16 protein-coding genes are annotated in these 20,396 nt (G+C 44.3%); 8 read left to right on the top strand and 8 right to left on the bottom strand.

Annotated elements, in window-relative coordinates; genetic code table 11:
* The 3 genes from EXT48_RS23815 to EXT48_RS18365 all read left to right on the top strand — a co-directional run.
* The coding region (locus EXT48_RS23815) for a hypothetical protein (RefSeq protein ID WP_346654658.1) at positions 1–211 on the top strand (211 nt) is incomplete at its 5' end.
* Positions 193–354: a DUF2256 domain-containing protein gene (locus tag EXT48_RS18370; protein ID WP_130165305.1), complete on the top strand. Its 162-nt coding sequence runs from the start codon at positions 193–195 to the stop codon at positions 352–354. The genes EXT48_RS23815 and EXT48_RS18370, both read left to right, overlap by 19 nt.
* Positions 355–459: 105 nt before the next feature.
* Positions 460–2,622, top strand: coding sequence for a TonB-dependent siderophore receptor (locus EXT48_RS18365; protein ID WP_130165304.1), 2,163 nt, complete (start codon positions 460–462; stop codon positions 2,620–2,622).
* 61 nt (positions 2,623–2,683) lie between these two features.
* Here EXT48_RS18365 and EXT48_RS18360 read toward each other — a convergent pair whose 3' ends face one another.
* The 6 genes from EXT48_RS18360 to EXT48_RS18335 all read right to left on the bottom strand — a co-directional run bounded on the left by EXT48_RS18360 (position 2,684) and on the right by EXT48_RS18335 (position 10,595).
* Positions 2,684–3,190 carry a hypothetical protein gene (locus EXT48_RS18360; protein WP_130165303.1) on the bottom strand — a complete coding sequence of 169 codons (507 nt, stop codon included), beginning with the start codon at positions 3,188–3,190 and terminating at the stop codon, positions 2,684–2,686.
* 197 nt (positions 3,191–3,387) lie between these two features.
* Positions 3,388–4,398 carry a low-specificity L-threonine aldolase gene (gene ltaE, locus EXT48_RS18355; RefSeq protein WP_130165302.1) on the bottom strand — a complete coding sequence of 337 codons (1,011 nt, stop codon included), beginning with the start codon at positions 4,396–4,398 and terminating at the stop codon, positions 3,388–3,390.
* A 120-nt stretch (positions 4,399–4,518) separates the two neighbouring features.
* Complete coding sequence (locus EXT48_RS18350) at positions 4,519–6,267, bottom strand: hemopexin repeat-containing protein (RefSeq protein WP_130165301.1); 1,749 nt, start codon at positions 6,265–6,267, stop codon at positions 4,519–4,521.
* Positions 6,268–6,581: 314 nt separating this feature from the next.
* Entirely contained in the window at positions 6,582–8,168 is a 1,587-nt protein-coding gene (locus EXT48_RS18345) for a sugar porter family MFS transporter (protein ID WP_130165300.1), read from the bottom strand.
* Positions 8,169–8,174: 6 nt separating this feature from the next.
* Complete coding sequence (locus EXT48_RS18340) at positions 8,175–9,182, bottom strand: LacI family DNA-binding transcriptional regulator (protein ID WP_130165299.1); 1,008 nt, start codon at positions 9,180–9,182, stop codon at positions 8,175–8,177.
* 69 nt (positions 9,183–9,251) lie between these two features.
* Positions 9,252–10,595 carry a GH1 family beta-glucosidase gene (locus tag EXT48_RS18335; RefSeq protein WP_130165298.1) on the bottom strand — a complete coding sequence of 448 codons (1,344 nt, stop codon included), beginning with the start codon at positions 10,593–10,595 and terminating at the stop codon, positions 9,252–9,254.
* A gap of 185 nt (positions 10,596–10,780) precedes the next feature.
* On the opposite strand from EXT48_RS18335, the gene EXT48_RS18330 reads away from it, so the two are divergent.
* The 5 genes from EXT48_RS18330 (at position 10,781) to EXT48_RS23750 (ending at position 16,244) form a co-directional block, all read left to right on the top strand.
* Positions 10,781–12,031: a sugar MFS transporter gene (locus tag EXT48_RS18330; RefSeq protein ID WP_095729219.1), complete on the top strand. Its 1,251-nt coding sequence runs from the start codon at positions 10,781–10,783 to the stop codon at positions 12,029–12,031.
* A gap of 3 nt (positions 12,032–12,034) precedes the next feature.
* Positions 12,035–14,575 (top strand): exo 1,3/1,4-beta-D-glucan glucohydrolase, encoded by a 2,541-nt coding sequence (locus EXT48_RS18325; protein WP_130165297.1) that lies wholly within the window; start codon positions 12,035–12,037, stop codon positions 14,573–14,575.
* Positions 14,576–14,833: 258 nt separating this feature from the next.
* Entirely contained in the window at positions 14,834–15,238 is a 405-nt protein-coding gene (locus tag EXT48_RS18320) for a DUF1801 domain-containing protein (protein WP_130165296.1), read from the top strand.
* Positions 15,239–15,511: 273 nt separating this feature from the next.
* A complete protein-coding gene (locus EXT48_RS18315) occupies positions 15,512–16,051 on the top strand; it encodes a YqcI/YcgG family protein (protein WP_130165295.1) in 540 nt (179 codons plus the stop codon).
* Between the two features lie 31 nt (positions 16,052–16,082).
* On the top strand, positions 16,083–16,244 hold the full coding sequence (locus EXT48_RS23750; protein WP_162836402.1) for a hypothetical protein: 162 nt from the start codon (positions 16,083–16,085) through the stop codon (positions 16,242–16,244).
* 79 nt (positions 16,245–16,323) lie between these two features.
* Here the strand turns inward: EXT48_RS23750 and EXT48_RS18310 are convergent, their stop codons facing one another.
* Together EXT48_RS18310 and EXT48_RS18305 are read right to left on the bottom strand one after the other, a co-directional pair.
* Positions 16,324–16,902, bottom strand: coding sequence for a LysE family translocator (locus tag EXT48_RS18310; RefSeq protein ID WP_239360068.1), 579 nt, complete (start codon positions 16,900–16,902; stop codon positions 16,324–16,326).
* Between the two features lie 496 nt (positions 16,903–17,398).
* The gene (locus EXT48_RS18305; RefSeq protein WP_130165293.1) at positions 17,399–20,350 is read right to left on the bottom strand and encodes a TonB-dependent receptor; all 2,952 of its coding nucleotides are present in this window, start codon (positions 20,348–20,350) and stop codon (positions 17,399–17,401) included.
* Between the last annotated feature and the right edge of the window lie 46 nt (positions 20,351–20,396).

The raw sequence follows: 20,396 nt of genomic DNA, 5'->3' as shown, positions 1-20,396 counted from the left end.
TTTACGCACCAATAGCTGGCTATTGGAAGTGAATTCAACGCAGTTAGCGCTAAAACTGGCTGCTAGAAAGACATTAATTATCCGCAGCTCAGGTTATTTAGTTGTTCTAAATGAGAAATTTTTTACGCAGTTAGCGTCAGATTGGCTCCGTCAAATTGAGCAAGTATTAGGACTAATTGGTATCAACCCTAAATGGCTCATAAGAAAGTAAACCTACCGTATAAAGTATGCCCTATTTGCGAACGTCCCTTTTATTGGCGGAAAAAATGGCAAAGAGATTGGGAAAACGTTAAATACTGTTCAAAGCGCTGTGCTGCTGAGCGCCGCTCGAGTATAGGGTATAACAATACGTAGTCTAGAACAACGCTTTGTAATATTTGCAAATTACAGAACAATAATATTGATAATCACTCTCATCTACAATATCATTTGCGCAAACTTAGATCATAGGGATTAATCATGCGCTCATTTAAATACAAATATCCAAGCCTTATTGCCAGTGTTGCATTGGCGTTGTCTTGCTCGGCAATTGCACAAGAGCAAACAAAACAAGATAAAGACGACATTGAAATCATCGAAGTTAGCCCAAGAGGCTTAATTTCGTACGTTAGTGCTACCGCGTCAAAAACAGCAATTCCTATCGTCAAAACGCCTGTCTCAGTTTCGGTATTAACAGCGCAACGTATTTCTGATTTAGGCGCAGAAACGCTGCAAGATGCGATTGGGTATGTTGCAGGTGTTTATAATGGGCCATATGGTGTTGATACTCGAGGCGACTGGTCTAAAATTCGTGGCGTCGACCCCTTACTCTACGTTGACGGCCTGCAAAAGCTTTTTGGCAATTACAACAATACCCGTACGAACCCTTATGCACTTGAAAGCGTAGAGATCTTAAAAGGCCCTTCATCAGTACTTTACGGACAAGGATCTACAGGTGGTATCGTCAACGCAGTATCAAAATTACCAAAAGCAGACACTGAAGGTGAGATCTGGGCACAACTGGGCAACTACGACCGTAAGCAACTAGCACTTGATTACAACACCACATTTGGTGAGCAGCAAGAGTATCAAGCACGTGCTGTTGCCATGTATCGAGACAGCGGCACACAGACCGATTATGTTAATGACAACACGCTGATGCTTGCACCAAGCTTTAGCTGGCTTGCTTCAGATGAAACTAAAATTACCTTGCTTGCCAATCTTCAGAGAAATGAATCAGGCTCTTCAACGCAATTCTTCCCGCATGAAGGCACTATTCTACCTGCACAATATGGCCAAATTCCCAGTGAACGTTTCGTCAGCGAGCCAGGTTGGGATAAATATGATACTGAGCAACAAGCGATCACCGCTATCGTTGAGCACAGCTTTGATTTAGACACACATATAAAGTTCTCCGGTCGCTACAGCGATAGTTCATCCGAGTACCGTACCATTTATTCTTGGCCACCAAAATTTGAAGCCGACAAACGCACTGTTAAGCGTATCGCCAGCCTCACCGATTCAAGTGCACGTAGTGTGACGATGGATCTTCAATTCCATAAATATTTGGAACTAGATACGGTGAGATTAACTATGGTTTCGGGTGTTGACTACCAAAATGCGGATACGGATTCTGATCGCGGCCGCGGCGTTGCTGCACCACTAGACTTATATAACCCAGTGTATGGACAAAGCACTGAGTTACCAACAGCGGTTGTCGATAACCCCGAGAATACGCTCAACAACAAGCAGCTTGGTGCTTATGCGCAAGTTACCGCAGAAGTGAACAGCTGGGTACTCAATGCGGCACTTCGCTATGATGACGTTTCAAATCAAGTGCAAACAGCTGGTGCAATCAAGAATAGTCAGAATGCCACAACAGGTCGGATCGGTGTACTTTACCAATTTGAAAATGGCATAGCACCCTATGCTAGCTATTCTGAATCATTTAAAGCTGTATTTGGACAAAAACCACAAGGTGGCGCATATAAACCGCTTGAGGGTGAACAAGTTGAACTTGGTTTGAAATATCAGCCAACGGGTACTGAACACCTTATCACCGCTTCTATATTTGAAATTAAAGACAAAAATCAAATACGAAAAGTTTCCCCTGAGTTTGAAGTACAAGACGGTGAAATTGCAGTAAAAGGATTCGAGCTTGAGGCCCAACTTGAGTGGCAGCACCTTGATATCTATGCGGCATATTCTTATTTAGATACGGAACAAGACGTTTCTCCGCTGTCACCTACAGAACTCTATGTAGCACAAGATTTGGTTACGCTAATCACAGATGATACCCAACTCTCAGCAACACCTAAGCACTTAGCTTCAATTTGGGCAACGTACCGCGCAGATGAATGGCTTCCAGGGCTTAAGTTTGGCGCGGGTATTCGACATGTAGGAAAAACCTATGATGGCAGTCGCACAGTTGAATTAAACGGCCAAACACTACACCAGCAATTAGTGACTGATAACTTCAACCTTATTGATATGATGATTGGCTATGACATTGAACAATATCAATTCAGTTTACAAGTCGATAATGTCAGCGATAAAACGGTTATAACCAGCTGTTTGTTCCGTGGAGACTGTTTTTACGGACAGCGTAGAACCATCAGCGCCAACGTAAAATACAAGTTTTAACGATTAAATTATAAGAACTAAATCGCCCTAGAACCGAGACCAATGTTCATAGGGCGATGACTTAAAACTGATAGCTAACAATGAAACTGCCATCAGCACGCTTTTTATGAGACTCGCCACTTTCGCCGTAACCTGCAACCAACTTAACACTCCAACCAGACTGATTTATACCCGAGAAGTGATAGCTATAACTTAAACCTGCACCATTGGTGGTTTCATCATCAAATAAATCAAAAATCGGCTCAAAAATACCACATGTAACATCATCATCGTCTTCACATGCAGGGCCAGCATCTCTTGCCCCCAAAGCCCCTAACACCACGCCAATTGCATGTTTGTTATTGTCAGACACCGCTTTCTCATAGCCTATAGAAAACCCATCATCCAAACCAATAAGATAATTTCCATACCACCGACTATTACTATCGGTTTGTGGAAAAGCCAGTTCAACTTGACCAAAAAATGGATACCCGGTACCAACAGAGAAATCGACTGAATTAGCGATACTACTAGTACTGACTAACAGAGCTGACAAACCAAATGCCGCCTTTGTTAAAAATGAAAACATTTATCTTTCCTTTTATTATCAACTTTACAAAGGTAGCAGTGGACGTTCCCAAATAAAATACGGGAAGTGTAAGAAAGTGTTATACCAATTAGCTTATTTACACGAACCATTTCATAGTTTAACAATACTTATTAAGCTTAGTGTTAGATTTGCCCACAGAGGCTTTCGTGTATTAAGTCGAATTGGTATAGGTACAATCAAGATAGTAAAGTAGTCAATTCCGCTATTAGCTCATCCACATCGGCGCGGCTCACTCCCATATGCGTCACAAATCGCATGCCTTGATATCCTGGAGTGATATTAATGCCCTTTGCCTTTAACTGCTTTGCTATAGTAAAAAGATCAATGCCAGCTTCCACTTCAGCGAAGATAATATTCGTCTGTACTAAGTGCTTGCATGGCTTAAACCCACGCAGTTGCTCAAGTTTTTCTGCTAAATATTGCGCGTTTTGGTGATCTTCCTCGAGACGCTCTACATTATGTTGCAAAGCATAAAGACCAGCCGCCGCGAGCATGCCCGCCTGACGCATACCGCCACCAAGCATTTTTCTAAGCCTTCTCGCCTTTTCTATCAATGCTTTATCACCAAGCAATAATGAGCCAATCGGCGCGCCAAGTCCTTTAGATAAGCAAATAGTAAATGAATCAAAATGCTTTACGATTTCTGTGATATCAACCTTTAACGCGACTGCTGCGTTGTAGACTCTTGCACCGTCAAGATGGAGCTTTAAGCCATGCTCGTCACACAGCGCTCTGGCTTGTGCGATATATTCTAGACTTAATACCTTGCCACCAATGGTGTTTTCTAAACTAAGCAACTTAGTTTTCGCAAAATGAAAATCGTCAGGTTTAATCGCTTGCTTAATTCTTTCTAAGCAAATACTGCCATCGGTCTCGTTTTCCAATGGTTGCGGCTGAATAGAGCCAAGCACAGCCGCTCCACCCGCCTCAAATTTATAATTATGCGCCTGTTGGCCACACAGATATTCATCCCCTCTTTCACAATGGCTCATCAGTGCAAGCAGGTTTGCTTGCGTGCCTGAGCTAGTAAACAGCGCAGCCTCAAAACCATGAAGCTCAGCCGCAAACTGTTCAAGTGCATTCACTGTCGGATCATCACCATAAACATCGTCACCAAGCGGCGCGTCAAACATGCTTTGTTTCATGGCGGGGGTCGGTTGCGTAACCGTATCAGATCTAAAATCCATCAATCTTATCCTTGTCAAAAGAGGAGCGCACAGCATAACTGAAAAACGCGCATAGAAGTATAAAACAAGATGAAAAAGGGAGTTGTTCACTCCCTTCAAGATCCGTTACTTTTGCAGTGTTTACTGCAACCCGGGCCAAGTGCCATTATCAATGGCTTTAGGATAACCCGCATCCACTTTGTCAAAAGTAATGCTATATCTTAGATAGCGACCATCAGTTAAGAAGAAATAAGCACGCGTGTCGTTCCACTTTAATGCTGCACTTATCTTTGTCGCGTAAGCACCAAGTCCCGGCCAAGTATTATCGTTGATAGCTTTGGGATACCCACTGTCCACTCGGTCATCTCCCAAGTTATAGCGTAAATATTGACCATCATCTAGGAAGAAATACACCTTATCGGACGTCCAACGTAGGGTTGCTGTTATTTTATTTGCGTAGGCAGCAAGCCCCGGCCAAGTATTGTTATCAATTGCTTTAGGGTAACCTGCTCGTACCTTATCGCTCTGTACGTCATAGCTCAGGTATTGACCATCCGATAGGAAATAGTACACCGTACCACTGTCTTTATAAAAACTTGCGCGAATTTGTTCTGCATAATCGCCAAGTCCCGGCCAGTTGCCATTAGTCACCGATACCGGATAGCCATCATCCGTTTTATCTAACACAGTATCGTAACGCCAGTAGCGTGCATCTTCAGAGAAAAAGTAGCTTTTAGTATTGTGCCACTGATGCGCCGCACTGAGTTTCAGCTCAGTAACTCGATAACCAACATGCACACCCTGTTGCTCAAAGCTATAGTTATTGATGCCAGATACGGGCTGCGGATCTTGCCACTGGGCAACACCTGCAGGCAAAGTTTCAATCAGTTGATTATTTCGATAAACACGTGTTTGCGCATTCGCACCATTTAGCCACGTAAATAGTTTATTGGCATAATTGAGTTTACGAATTCCTAAGTCACCGTACATCGGCGTACTTTCAAAACCCGCTTGCACATTTGTTTCAATACCCATGTAAGATAAAATGGTCGGTACAATCGCTGTTTGTGCTGGATAGCCATATAAACCAGAGAAGTCGGTATTAGCAGGATTAACATCTTTTGAGCTAAATTCTTTATTCAACACTTTGTTGGTGGCGATAAAGATGGTTTTTTCCGGCTCAGTTTGCTCACCATGATGACAACCAACAACCGGTGTACGGCCATGATCGGTCGTGACCATCACCAACCAGTTCTCACCGTTTTGCTCTCTTGCTTCAACCGCGTCGAGCAATTTACCCAGTCGCTTGTCCGCATCTTCTACCGATTTATTGTAGGCTGAACCAAAGCATAAGCTGTGGCCCACAGCGTCCGGTTCGTCTAAATGTAAAAAGACAAAATCTGGTGAGCCGTTATTTAATGTTGCCAGCGCTTTATTTAAATTATCATCATCGCTGCCTCCCTCCGATCTTCTGTCCATCAAGGCGACATCGTCACTGAAGAATTGCGTATGAATAGGTCCCCAAGTACTAAAACTTGAGATATCGGCGTCAGCATCATGTTCTGCGATGTAACGATAAAGGCTGGGATAGGCTTTGTTTGCTAGGCCTGAATCGTTGCTCGGCACATGATGCTTATTCACCCAAACCCCAGTTAAAATTGTCGCCCAACCTGGGCCACTTTTGGTTTTTTGCTGTGTTTGTGTTTTTGCGATCCCGCCAGTGTAAGCTTGAGTTAGATACAGACGATCAAAGTTCGGTGTATTATTGGCACCAATTTTTTCGTATTGCAGGCCATCGATACCAATAAGCAATACTTTGTTTTCAAGTGCATCAACACTTGCGGTAAATGAAAGTGCAAGTAATGCACTGCTAAGCACGGGTAATTTCATTATCTTTCCTTTAAATGTGAATTTCTGGACTAGTCCAAGGAAAATAATAAATACCAAACATGAATAATCGTTTACAAAAAAATTACATGGAAAAATATTTTATCGCGGATTTTGCTAACTAACCTGAGGTTTGGATAAGGAATGTTCCAACTCATTGTTGCTAAAGCACAACTTAGTTTTCTCCTTATCTAGCCAGAGAGTTTTAGGGAAAACAAGGCGAATTTACGCACCAATAGCTGGCTATTGGAAGTGAATTCAACGCAGTTAGCGCTAAAACTGGCTGCTAGAAAGGCATTAATTATCCGCAGCTCAGGTTAACTAGGTTTCGCTTCCAAACTTTCGCTTAGCTGCTCCAAGCTCTTACCTTTGGTTTCTTCCACAAACAAAAATACCAGCGCAAACGAAAGCAATGAAAACAGGCTGTACAATAAGAAGGTGGTGCTTGCTCCTAAATATTCAAGCTCCCACGGAAACACTAGTTGTACAGTAAAGCTGGCGGCATTATTAATCACACCGACAACGGAAATCGCAACGGCTCGAATTGCATTTGGAAATATCTCCGAAAACATTACCCACATGACTGGCCCCAGCGACATCGCAAACGACGCAACAAAAAGAGAAATCCCAAGCAAAACCAGTTTTGCTGGCATATTAATGCTGTGTGCGAAAATCACCGACTTGTATTGTCGGTACTCATCTGCAGTTAAACGCTGCTTTATCGCGTTATTAAATGCAACATCGGAGGTGAAAGTCTGGCCTAATATTGGCGCTAATGCATGCGCAGGAAAATCGGCTACTTCTGTCTTAATTTCAGCAATATGCGCTGTATTTAGCTGATAACTTGCTTGCTTAAAGCCCCAGCTACACAGCGCCATACTAAAGCAAATGCCCGTTAATCCAATAAGCAACAATGGCCGTCGTCCGAGTTTATCTATGGTCAATAGCGCAACGATGGTAAAAACCACATTGATAAGACCAATCCAAATCGCTTGCATAAATGCAGCATCAGTACCAATACCACTTTGTTCAAAAATGGTCGGGGCATAAAAAAACACCACATTAATCCCGGTGACTTGCTGCGCGATGGCAAGCACAACCCCTACCATCAAAGGGACACGAAGTCGCTTACTAAACAAACTGCCCATTTTGCGCGCGAGCGACAAACTACTCAGTTGCAGTTTAGGTAACGCCGCTTGAATAGCATCAAGTTGCTGTTGTGCATTGTTGCTACCAAACAATCGCGTTAATGTGCGTTTAGCCTCTTGCTGCTGATCCTTCATCAATAACCACCGAGGACTTCGCGGCAATAACAGTAACAACAAAATCCACGCCAGTGCTGGCAGCACCTCAACACCAAGCATCCAACGCCATGTTTGACTATCTATTTGCCAACCAGACACCCACATTGCTTCGCTATGACTGAGCTGAAGTAAGAAATAGTTAGTGAAATAGGAGATAAATAGGCCAACGACTATATTGAGCTGATTAACCGATACCAAACGCCCGCGCTGATCCGCTAAGCTGATCTCAGCAATATACATAGGCGCCACCATCAAGGAACAAAATGCCATTCCACCAATGAAACGCGCAATCACCAACGCTTCAAACGAAGTCGCAAAAGCCGAGCCAATCGCGGAGACAAAATACAAACACGCGGTCATCAGCAATGTTTGCTTACGGCCAATGGCATCGGCCACCGGTCCTGCGATAAGTGTTGCGACCACCCCACCTAAGGTAGGCGCACTCACGACTATCCCTTGCTGCCATGGGGTGAGCTTAAAGGCCTCACTGATAAAGCCAATTGCACCCGAAATCACCGACGCATCAAAGCCAAAAATAAACCCGCCTAACGATACAATTAAGGTGTACTTCAATGCATTAGATATCGACAGGCTGGTCATCGCTTATTACTCTGTTTTTACGGCGATAGAATCGCGCAAGATTAAGCTTGGTGGGTAGAGATTTTCGACATCGGGTTGGTGCTTCTCTTTATACACATGCTTAAGTACCCAACGCGCGGCCGCATTGCCCATTTTACGAATAGGGTTATCTATGGTGGTGAGTTTTGGGTAAAGGTATTTGGTAAATAACACATCGTCAAAGCCTACAACGGAAAGCGCTGATGGGACATCAAGTCCAGCTTCTCTGGCCGCAGTCATCGCACCTGATGCCATCTCATCGTTTGCGCAAACCAAGGCACTAAAGCGCTGCCCTGTTTGCATTAAATGATTAAATCCCGCGATGCCATCGGTTTCATGATAACCGCCTTCAAATGAGAGCTTAGGATCAAATGACACATTGTATTCAGCTAAGGCTTTTTGATGACCAGCCAAACGCGCTTTGGCGTCAAGCTTAAATAACGGTCCACTGATATACGCGATATCTCGATGTCCGCGCTGCAATAGCGCCTCAGTCGCTAAGTATCCACCCAGTTCGTTGTCAGTATAAAAGCAGCGCTCTGCCAACTCTGGAATGTGGCGGTTCACTAGCACCAGTTCTACATCTCGTCCCGCAAGCTCAATGAGATATTCATCACTGACTGCTTCTGCATGCACAATTAAGGCATCGCAGCGCCTATCCAATAAAAAATCGATGGCTTGTTGTTCCTTTTCTTCATCACTGTGGCCCGCAGCAATAATGGCATGTTTACCCGCCGTTCTTAGCGTACTCTCTATGGTGCTCATCATGTCACCAAAGAAAGAGCCGTGTAGCTCAGATACCATAAGCCCCACACTGTTACTGCGGTTAGAAGCCAAAGATTGCGCGATGGCGTTAGGTTTATAACCTAACTCTGACATTGCCGCGAGCACCTTCTCTTTGGTTTTGTCACTCACCTTTGCATTGCCATTCATCACCCGTGACACCGTGGCTAATGATACCCCTGCAGCTTTTGAGACTTCGTAAATCGTTGCCATATCTATTACTTTTATTCCATCAGTTGTATCTGCGCACTATACCAATTTTGGCTAAAAATGCGCATAGTTTTAGACACTTGATTTACGCTCAAACAGCATCGTTTGGTAGGCTTTTGCACTCGCCTTTAAGGTTCTTTGCTGCGTATGATAATCAACGTGCACAATACCAAAGCGTTGCGTATACCCCTCTGCCCATTCGAAATTATCCATTAAACTCCATGCAAAGTAGCCACGAATATCAACGCCCAACTCCATAGCTTGATTAACCGCAAGCAGATGAGATTGGAAGTACGCCAGCCTTTGCACGTCTAATACTTCGCCATTTTCCATTTTGTCGTCAAAGGCTGCACCATTTTCTGTGATAAAAAGTGGTGGCAACTGGTACTCAGCATGTAACTCCCGAAGCAATGCACAAAATGAGTCTGGCACGACTTCCCAGCCCATTGTAGTGAGCGTTTCGGCACTAGGCTCAACTTGTTCATACCATCCATTACCATCAGATTGATAAATATTTCGGGTGTAATAGTTCACGCCAAGATAATCAATGGGGGCAGCAATAATCTCTAAATCTCCAGCTAGCATATCTGGTTGTACGTCTTTGGGGAGCTGGGCAAGTAAATCTGGGTACTGCCCTTCAAGAATTGGCTTGATATACCAGTGATTACAGTAATCATCCGCGATTTTTGCCGCTTCCACGTCACAATGCGCTGTAGACACAGGATCCGCATTGGCAAAATTCAACACGACTCCATGGAGGCTATTTGGGCAGTGCGCTCTTAACACTTGCATCGCTAAACCATGAGCAAGAAGCAGGTGATGAGCAGCTTGTCTTCCCGCCGCTTGGGAGCGCAAGCCTGGTGCATGAATACCTAATTCATACCCCAAATGTGCACTACAAAATGGTTCATTTAACGTGGTGTACGCATACACTTTATCGCCTAGCGCTTTACATACCACCTCGGTATACCGTGCAAATGCCACAGCCGTTTCTCGATTCAGCCATCCGCCCTTATCCTCAAGCGCTTGTGGTAAGTCCCAGTGATATAGCGTGACAAACACTTTTAAGCCTTTAGCAACCAACGCATCGACCAATTGTTGGTAAAATGAAAGTCCTGCATCGTTAACCGTGCCATCATCATTCATTACTCGTGGCCAAGAAATAGAAAGGCGATAGGCGTCAACCCCCAAACTGGTTATAAGTTCAACATCTTGCTGCCACCTAGATATATGCTCACAGGCAATATCACCATTACTACTATCCTTTATCGCGCCATCATGTTCACAAAACCTATCCCAAATTGACTCACAACGCCCACGCCGCTCACCTTCGATTTGAAATGACGAAGTCGCAACGCCGAAAATATAGTCTGCCTTCAACATGGCCGAGTGTGTTGGCAGGATAATTTTATTCATGGTTAATCGTTCCAAGTTATGTGTTCACGCCAAGGTACGAGCGTGTTGTGTTAGTCACAGTGCAAGGCAAAAACATTTTTTATTTGAATTCGTGTTCGCTTTCTGCAATCATCATTAAAAATGTAAGCGCTTTCATTTTTATAAATGTAAGCGCTTTACCAAAAAAAATCAACTAGGAGTTTGTCGTGAGCGTACCGTCTCAACCACAGGTTTCAGCAGCAATCGCCACGGGCCATACTGGTCAGTACCGATTTGCTTTGGGGGCCCTCACCTCACTATTTTTTATGTGGGGTTTCATTACTTGCTTGAATGATATTTTAATTCCGTACCTCAAAGGCGCGTTTGAGCTTAATTACACTCAAGCGATGCTCATCCAATTTTGCTTTTTTAGTGCCTATTTTGTTGTTTCGGTGCCAGCTGGCAAATTGGTTGGAAAAATCGGCTATCAAAAAGGCATTGTAACTGGATTACTTACCGCAGGCGTTGGTTGTGTGCTTTTTTACCCAGCGGCTGAAAGTGGTATCTACGGCGTGTTTTTATTCGCGCTATTTGTACTAGCGGCAGGGATCACAGTACTACAAGTTGCTGCTAACCCGTTTGTTAGTGTACTTGGCTCTCCCGAAACTGCCCCTGCACGACTCACCATGACCCAAGCCTTTAACTCTCTTGGTACGACTGTCGCCCCATTTTTTGGCGCCATGCTCATCTTCAGTGAGGGAAGCACAGTTGAGGTGGGCAATGCCAGCGCAACCCAACTGCCTTACTTAATGTTGGCAGCCATGCTCGCGTCATTGGCTTTGATCTTTGCCTTTATCAAACTTCCCCAGCTAAGTAGTACTACTGAGGAAGTCACCACAGGTGAAATCAAAGCATGGCAGCATAAACATTTGGTGCTTGGTGCAATCGGTATTTTCGTTTATGTTGGGGCGGAAGTGGCGATCGGCTCAACACTCGTTAGCTTCTTACATCAACCGGACATTGGCAACATGACCGAAGCCCAAGCCGCAAAGCTCATCGCATATTATTGGGGTGGAGCCATGGTCGGACGCTTTATTGGCGCGTTAGTCATGCAGAAAATATCGGGTCGAACCGTGCTTGCTTTTAATGCAGCCTGTGCATTTGCATTAGTACTTATCGCAGTATTTAGCAGCGGTCAGCTCGCCCTTTGGAGCATTTTGGCGGTCGGGCTTTGTAACTCCGTGATGTTCCCGACTATCTTTAGCTTATCGTTGAATGGGCTTGGAAAACAAACGGCACAAGGCTCAGGTATTCTCTGTCTTGCTATTGTCGGCGGTGCAGTTATCCCGCTATTTCAAGGGATGCTAGCAGACGGAATCAATCTGCAGCTATCATTCTTACTGCCTGCTTTATGCTATATCTACATCGCCTACTTTGGATTAAAAGGCGCAACTCCTCAGCGTTTCAAGAGTAATTAAGACATGAAAACGAAAATAACCATGCTAAGTCTTGCAATGGCTATCGCAACCTTAACAGGATGTAGCGAAAGTCCAAATAAAACCAGTGTTGATACAGCTCGCCAAGTGGAAAACTGGCCAGCGCTGACGCCTGCTATCCAAACCGATAACAATCTAGAAGAAAGAATTCGGTCGATACTCGCTAAGATGACCCTGGAGCAAAAAATTGCGCAAATGATCCAGCCTGAGATTCGAAATATTACCGTCGCAGAAATGCGAGAGTACGGATTCGGCTCATACCTCAATGGCGGCGGTGCATTTCCTTACAACAACAAACATGCAACGCCTGCTGATTGGGTTAAACTTGCCGAAGCGCTTTATCAGGCATCGATTGACGATAGCCTAGATGGCAGCACTATTCCTACCATGTGGGGAACGGATGCGGTTCATGGCCACAATAATGTCATTGGCGCTACGCTATTTCCACATAACATTGGCCTTGGCGCGGCAAATAACCCAGATCTCATCGAGAAAATCGCCCACATTACCGCGAAAGAAGTATTAGCCACCGGGATTGATTGGATCTTTGCCCCAACGGTCGCCGTGGTACGTGATGATCGCTGGGGACGCACCTATGAAGGATACTCGGAGCATCCCGACATCGTAAAAGCGTATTCCAGCGCCATCGTTAAAGGCTTACAGGGCGACCCTAAAGCGGACTTTCTTGGTAAGAACCGCGTGATCAGCACGGTAAAGCATTTTGTCGGCGATGGTGGCACGGTTGCTGGCGACGACCAAGGCGACAACATCGCCTCTGAAAAAGCATTAATTGCACTTCACGCTCAAGGCTACGTAGGCGGACTTGAAGCCGGAGCACAATCGGTGATGGCGTCGTTTAACAGTTGGCATGGCGAAAAAGTGCATGGCAGTCATTATTTGCTTACCCAAGTGCTCAAAGAGCGAATGAATTTTGATGGTTTTGTGGTGAGCGATTGGAATGGTCACGGCCAAATAAAAGGTTGTACGAACGACAGCTGCGCAGAGGCCATTAATGCCGGCATTGATATTGTCATGGCGCCGAACGACTGGAAAGCCTTGTACAACAATACGCTAGCGCAAGCAAAAAGCGGCGCTATCGCGCAGTCTCGCATTGATGATGCAGTAAGTCGTATTTTAAGAGTTAAACTCCGTGCGGGACTTTTTGAAAAACCAAGTCCTGCAAATCGTCCATTGGCTGGCAACTCAGAAATCATTGGCGCAGAGTCGCACCGTAAAGTTGCGCGTCAAGCCGTACGTGAGTCACTGGTTTTACTCAAAAACAAAGATCAGCTATTACCACTTAAACCAAACCAACATATTTTGTTAGCAGGCGATGGTGCCGACAACATCGGCAAACAATCGGGCGGTTGGAGTATTACTTGGCAAGGTACCAACAACACCAATGCCGACTTCCCGGGCGGTACTTCTATTTATGATGGTATAAAGCAGCAAGCAGAAGCGGCTGGTGGCACCGTCACATTAAGTACTAGCGGTGATTTCGAAGATAAGCCTGACGTTGCTATTGTGGTATTTGGCGAAGATCCCTATGCAGAGGGCCACGGTGATAGAGCAACACTTGAATACAAGCCGTCTGATAAATCTGATCTCGCATTACTCAAACGTTTTAAACAAGCAGGAATTCCTACAGTGGCAGTGTTTATCAGTGGTCGCCCAATGTGGGTAAATCCTGAACTCAACGCATCCGATGCATTTGTGGCGGCATGGTTACCGGGGTCTGAAGGAATTGGGATCAGTGACGTATTACTTGCCGACAAAAACGGCCAAGTTAAGTATGATTTTACTGGCAAGCTTAGCTACTCTTGGCCAAAAACGCCGACACAAATCGTAAATTACCAAGATGAAAATTACGACCCGCTTTTACCTTATGGTTTTGGCTTACGTTATTCAGACCAAAATGTATTAGCAGATAATTTACCAGAGCAAATACAAACTCAGGCAAATCTCGCCAGCGGTGTAGACTTGCTGGTAAGATCAATCAATAAACCTTGGCAAGGCCATCTATATAGCAGTGCCGAAAATCAAGTGATAAATGCCAACACCCATACGCTTGGTGGTATTAGCTACCGCACAACGGACAGAGAAGTACAAGAAGATGCCATTCAGCTACTTTTTGACGGTAGTCGACGCAGCGGCTTTAGACTCGCTAGTGAAAGCTACTTTAGGGAAGACATTAGCCCAAGTATTCCAACCGACAGCGCCCTTACTTTTAAAGTACAAGTTGATGCAGCGCCAGATAAACCGGTTTGGGTAGCGATGAGCTGTGAAGGCGAAGCGGACGCAAACGGCTCATGCACCGCAAAAGTCGATATTGCTAAGCAACTTCAAGCTATGCCTTTAGCCAAATGGCAATCACTAAGCATTGACCTCAATTGCTTTACAGCCCAAGGCATGGACTTCACTAAAACCGTTGTCCCTTTCGAGCTTTCAACCGCTGGAATACTAGAGGTAACGCTATCTGAGATACAGATCTCTTCAGAAGCATCACCAACACTAAGCTGCAATTAGTCCCCTTAACACGATGTGGGCACGAGGCTGTGTTCACATCGTTTTTTAGTGTCTAATGAAGCAACTTTAATGTGGACTAGAATTTAAGAGATCTAAGGTAAGCCAATTGTCTGATGCGCTCGTTTATTCTTTTTACAGGGCACAAACAAGCGATTTAAAAAGTCACACCAAGAGCACACTTGCCCTCACCTGCTCAATTTAATACTCTACTTTATGAGCTAAATGAGCTAAATGAGCTAACACCAAGGAAGAGCCAGAGTGTCAAACATAGCCGAACAAGTGATTAGTACCTATCCACCTGCTGCACAAGCAAAAATCAGGGCACTGCGTAGCCTCGTTATGCAGGTTGCCAGTGAGCAAAACTTTGGCGCAGTGATTGAGGCAATAAAGTGGGGAGAGTTAAGCTTTAATGTTAAATCGGGTAGTCCTTTCCGTATGGCTTGGAAAGCCAAAACGCCTACTAACTATCACCTTTATTTTCACTGTCAAACGAAGCTAGTTGATACATTTAGAGTACTATTTTCCGACGAGTTACAGTTTGAAGGAAACCGAGCGATAGTCCTTAAACTGGAAGAAGACATGCCAGCCGCGCTACTCTACCGCTGTATCGCCATTGCAATGGACTATAAAAACCTCAAAAACTTACCTTTACTCGGACAATAACAACTAATCTGGGTAAACCTTGCCCGGAGCGAAAAACCCACCGTTACCAATTTTTACAACCGTGTACTTCTTACCTGAATAAAACGTGAAAAATTTACCCCATTAATACATGAAGATTAAAAACCAATTAAATTCAATAACTTAAACATTTAAATTTGTGGTTCGAGCCTTGCTTACTTAATGATAGATAATCAATGTAGATGCATTTCGCCATTCAGCATTGGAAACCACCAAAACCAACTAGCGCAAATAACAACATTAGGAGCATAAAACATGACACCACAACCCGAGCTGCAAGATAGTTTTATTGATTTCGTGAACAAGCAGCAATTTCCATGCATTTGTGGTGGTAATAGAGCCGAATTAGCGTTTAACCATGTTGAGGTTTTAGGTTTTGGCGATCTCACCTCAAGACACAACAACTTTAGTTTGATAACGAGCCTCTATTCTTTTGTCGAAAAGGTAGATTTTGACAGCATGAAAAGTGCCGCGTTTGTGGCGGTTTTTGAGCAGAGCCAACACTTAGATGACAGCGACTTTAATAAGTCTGTTTGGCGTAAACTGCAGGAATTGCAAAACCTAGTTTCGCAGAGCACTCCTAGAGGGCCGCATTCTCAATCGTCAGATTGCAGCAATAATTTTCATTTTAATTTGGATGGCGAGCCGCTTTATATCACTTGTTTAAGCCCTACAAGCGCATCGAGAAACAGAAAGTTTAAGTACCCAGCGATTGTTTTTAACTTAATGCCTCAGTTTGAGGTCCCACAGAGTTTCCATGTCGTCGAATCACACGTAGAAACCCACAGAATTTAATGCACATTGTACCAACGGAGAGGAACTAGATATGAGCAACATCATGGTAATCGATTTTATTATTTACGTCGTCATTGGCATATTAACAACTTTGGGTTGTTTTGGCTTAATGAGTGCTTCAAGCGCTTACTCAAATCTAAGTAGCCCAACCAGTCGCACTAAGGCGAGTAAGCCTGCTGCAGTGCGGAGCTAAGCAATGCCGAATTCAAGCTTTGCTCCCTTTAACTACTCGCGGTAAAAGGGAGTATGCTTACATTTTTAAGCCACTCAAACTACTTACCGGCAGCAACTAAACCGGCGCCAAACCCAAAAAACACGCCACCGCTCAATTTGTTCATCATCGTCATGCTCTTCGGTGACGACAATTTAGTCTTAGCAAGGCCAGAAAACACCGCATAAGAAATATGCACTATAAACACCAGCAGGCTAAAGGTAAAAACCAGCAACATAAATTGCGGCAAAAAGGCATTTTCCACATTGATAAATTGCGGAAAGATAGACATAAAGAAAATAACAGCCTTAGGGTTAGTGATCGAAACAAAAAAGCCTTCTAAAAAGCATTTTTTCATCGAACTGGCAGCAATAGACTTGCCTATTTTACTTTCACCCTTAGTTCGCCACATTTTGTAGCCTAAATAGAACAGATATGCAGCGCCAATAAATTTAACGACCGTAAATGCCAACACGGAACTGGCTAAGATCACACCTAAACTTGATGCCGATACCGCGGCGACAATCAAAATCCCGAGCGCGACACCACAAATACCAGCTAAAGACTTGGCAAAACCTCTTTGAATTGAGTTATTGATAGTCAGCATCACCGCAGGCCCTGGTAATAAAATTGTCGCCAAAGCGACACCTACAAACAGAAAATAAATATCCAAAACATCAACCCCGCAAACATGTTCTATTCACACTCACTGCATCATCACACTAAATCATGAATTTACAAAGTAATATGCGGTAAGTGGGAGCTGCGTACTGAGTTTATCAATGATATTCATATTCGAATTCAGCCTATTCATTATCTTATGCAAGATGCACTTGGATGAGCGCGACATAAAGTCGCCCCTACTGAAGTAAGTAGCTTAGAGCCAAAAAAATGCAGATTCATCGGTCTGCATTTTTATACCAGTTGTATTAAGTAAATGATCTATCTTGAAGCGGGGAAATAGCTTTAGTAGCAAGGCAAAAATTTTGCTATTTAGTTGTTCTAAATGAGAAATTTTTAACGAAGCTAATATGCTATTTCACCCTTCAAATTGATTAGAGAATTAATTCAATTGGTATTATGCCAATTTGCTTAATTAAGTGAAATTGGTATTTAGTGAACGGATACGCAAAGGATCACTCAAAAGTATACCTCACACCAACCGAGTATCTCGGGCCGTATTGACGAGCAAATAAGAATTGCTCTTCATAACGACCATATCCTTGCTCGGTTTCATTGTTTAAGTTAATACCTTCAAAGAACACCGTAAACTGCTCATCAATATCGTAATTCACACTAACGTCCCATTGACCGTAAGACTTGGCATATTGCGGTGGTGCATCTGCCGAGCCTTGCGCTTGACCTACCCCGATAAGATAAGCGTCACGCCATGCGTAGGTTAACTTCACCGATAACCCGTCTTTTTCGTAAAATGCTTGGAAGTTAGCTGAGTCACTTAATCCCGTCAGCGGTGCTTGCTGCACTAGACTTTCACTATCAAACTCAACATCGCCATCAACAAAAGTTGCGTTTACACCAAGGCCAAATCCCGTTTCACCAAATAAGTGCTGTACCGCCACTTCAAAACCATCAACCGATTTGCTATCGGTATTTTGTGGCTGGCTGATGTTCCATACCATCAAAGGATCGTCACTGCTTGGCTCAATTTTACCATCGGCATTACCGTGACCATTGGCGAGCATTTGCGCAAAAATAGCATCACTGGTTGCCTGCTCTCCACGGGCTTCAATGTCTGCAATCGCTTGTTTATACCTTGGACCATTGTAAATATCGTAAAGACCTTCAATGGTGGTTTGCGTGATTGTGGTTTGAATAAAGTTATCGACCTCTTTTTTGAAGTAACCAAGTGACGCGTAACTTCCTTCGTTGTAATAATATTCAAGTGAAAAATCTAGGTTGGTCGACTCAAACGGTAATAGATTTGTATTGCCTCGAGAGCCAGTTCTTGCTCCCGGTTTTGGGCTGCCTGACAAACTTCTGCCACCCGCAAGATTGCTAAGCGGCGCACGCGACATTGTTTTGCCCCAAGACGCTCGTGCAATTAAATCTTCGGTGATATCAAAACGCACATCGATCATCGGTAATAGAATGTCGTAATCCCCTTCCTGCGTTAAGAAATTGTCATCACCGCCCGCAGCGTATTGCATAATCCATTCAGATGGACTGTCCCAATTCACTTGCGTTTCCACACGCTGACGCACCACACTTGTCACATCCGTTTGTTCATAGCGCAGGCCTGCGTTGATCTGCACAAAGTAGTCAGAAAATTCAAACTCCCATTTGGATTGCAAGTAGATGCTGTCAGTGGTTTCATCAACTCTACTTTGGCTGTCTATGCCATCAAAATAGGCATCCGCCGAGTAGTAGTCAGCACCGATCACATCTTCTGTAAGATACGCAAGCTGCCTTGCAATAGCTTCATCAAAGTCATAGGTATAGTAATACCCCGGCTGTAAGTCACTGCCACCACCAGCGAATTGGTCTAGCAAATCGCCAGTTTCATGGCGCGTAAACATGCTATCTGGGAAAATTTCTTTAAACGAAGGATTAAAACCCGGTCCTCCTCGTAGACCACTCCACGCTTCATACCCCCCAGTTGACTGTTCAGTGCGAGCTGCACCAAACTGCACACTCACTAGGCCAATATCAAAACTGTCGTTAAACCAAGTGGTATCAAGTTGTAACTGTTCGACTGTCGCCTCTCCGGGAGAATGGATAAATTGGCTAAAGTTAGAATCAATTTCACTTGCCATGAGTTCATTCGTGCCATTTTTCCAAAGCACATTTGCATGTGGCACTTCGCCCTGCCGATAATCATAAATCTTAGTGAGCAACTGATCTGAGCCTAAGATGATTTGACCGTCACTACCCAAACCTTTATCTGCGCCATTATCGGTTTCGTTTTTCGAGTCGTGATAATCAAGCTCTACATGCCAATTATCGTTAATTTGCCAGTCCAGATTTAATCCAAGTGAACGCGCCTCGACTTCCGTCGTATTTCTATTTGCAGTGAAAGATGCATCATTACCGCCAATATCGGCATAAACCGCGGTGCCATTGGCATCTAACTCATAGGCATTTATATTACCGCCAAACTCATTCCAAATACCCCACCCCACCGTATTAGAGCCAGTTACGGCAAGGCTTGCCGTATAATCTAAGGTGGCAACAAAACCGTTAGTCGGTGCATATTGAAAGGTAACTTGACCGTTCGTTCTTTCTCGCTCTAGATCTTCAATGCCGTAGTTCATGTCTTTTGGAAAAAAGTAATTTCCGACTTTATTACCCTCGGCATCTTCAGCACGGTCATCAATGATTTTAGACGGGTCTAAATCAGGTAGATCAACATTGGCCTGCCAGCCTTGAATATTGGCTTGCTGCTTTTGAAAATCACGTTGCTGATGGGAGAAGGAAAATCCAAAACCAAAGGTTTCATCGGCAAAGGTATTACTATAAACCGCGGAAACCTCAGGTGTAACATCATCTCCCGCTTCGTTAGAGGTATCAACAATCGCCTTTGCTGTAGCGCTAAAGTGCTGCCCAGGGCGTTGTAGTGGTTTAGCCGTGACAATGTTGACCAAAGCCCCTAAACCGCCACTTGGTACATCAGCACGTCCGGTTTTGTATACCTCAAGCGCACTCACGCCTTCTGCGGCTAGGTTTTCCAAGTTATACGAGCGAGTATTACCTGTGCCCGGCATTTGGCGACCATTTAATGTCACCAAGTTAAAATCAGGCCCAAAACCACGTACGGTAATTTGGCTGCCTTCACCGTTGGCACGGCTGACCGAAACACCGGTGATCCGTTGTAAAGATTCGGCTAAGTTGGTATCTGGAAATTTCCCCATTTCCTCTGCCGAAATGGCATCCATAACCCCCGATGCGGAGCGCTTTAAATCCATTGAACGGATCAAACTTCCGCGGATCCCTTTCACTTCAATCACTTCGACTTTTTCTGCTGTTTGTTGCTCTTCTGCTTGAGCTATGCTGACCATTCCCGCATTCATCGCTATTGCTAGCGACAACTGAGCGGCAAGCTTACTTTTATTGAATTGTTTGTTATTCATGACTGCCCTGCGATTCTATTCTTGCTGCTGGATCACCGAGTTCAAA

Source organism: Pseudoalteromonas sp. CO348 (assembly GCF_004208845.1).
In the GTDB taxonomy this organism is placed as follows: domain Bacteria; phylum Pseudomonadota; class Gammaproteobacteria; order Enterobacterales; family Alteromonadaceae; genus Pseudoalteromonas; species Pseudoalteromonas maricaloris.
The sequence above is the reverse complement of the archived record's forward strand: the minus strand, read 5'-3'. Positions and strand labels throughout refer to the sequence as shown.